This window comes from Methylosinus sp. Sm6 (assembly GCF_019802345.1).
In the GTDB taxonomy this organism is placed as follows: domain Bacteria; phylum Pseudomonadota; class Alphaproteobacteria; order Rhizobiales; family Beijerinckiaceae; genus Methylosinus.
In genome coordinates, this window is sequence record NZ_JAINDZ010000132.1 from 1 (window position 1) to 658 (window position 658).

2 protein-coding genes are annotated in these 658 nt (G+C 60.5%); both read left to right on the plus strand.

The window, feature by feature from the left end; genetic code table 11:
* The first annotated feature begins 46 nt into the window (after positions 1–46).
* Positions 47–349, plus strand: coding sequence for a hypothetical protein (locus K3F48_RS23905; protein WP_222577931.1), 303 nt, complete (start codon positions 47–49; stop codon positions 347–349).
* Positions 350–360: 11 nt separating this feature from the next.
* The gene (locus tag K3F48_RS23910; protein ID WP_222577932.1) at positions 361–618 is read left to right on the plus strand and encodes a hypothetical protein; all 258 of its coding nucleotides are present in this window, start codon (positions 361–363) and stop codon (positions 616–618) included.
* The last annotated feature ends 40 nt before the right edge of the window (positions 619–658 follow it).

The window sequence follows — 658 nt, forward strand, 5'->3', positions numbered from 1 at the left end:
TGGCGCTCCATCACCATCGATCTCGCAGCCGCGTGAGGAGGATTTCATGATCAATATCCGAGACGGCGGGAGCGCCAAAGAGGAAGAGTCGACGTTTTGCATCGGCGACCGCGTGCGCTTCACCGGCGACGACATGCGCGACGAAGGCGACGCCTGCCGCGAGATCGTCGGCCTGATCGAGAATATCCGCGGGGACTATGCGGCGCTGCGCGACGACGCGGGCAATCTGTGGAGCGTCGCGATCCTGTGGCTCGAACTGATCGAGCGCCGCAGCCAAATAGAGAGCATGTGGCACATGTCCGAATACGAGCGGAGGATGGCCGCCACCAAGCCGAGGGCGATGAGATGATCACGCGAGACGTGGAAGTCACCCAGATCGTCCGCGTGATCGTCGACGAAACGAAGTTCACGCCGGAATTCCTCGCGGAGTTCGCGAAAGCGATCACGAACTATGACAGCGTGGACGAACACATCTGTTATCTCGCACGCATGCATGTGCGAGCCGAGATCGAGCCCTATAGCCGCCTGGAGGGCTATGGCCTGCTCCATGATTTCGGAATCGATTTCGAGATCATCTCGGAAGCTGACCGGCTGCTCCAAGAAGGAGATGCGGCATGACCACGATCGCGCAAGACTATGCCGCGGAGCTGCGGCGCAT

Excerpts from the sequence above, each read along its gene's own strand:
- K3F48_RS23905 (WP_222577931.1), top strand. The coding sequence starts at position 47 with ATGATCAATATCCGAGACGGCGGGAGCGCCAAAGAGGAAGAGTCGACG.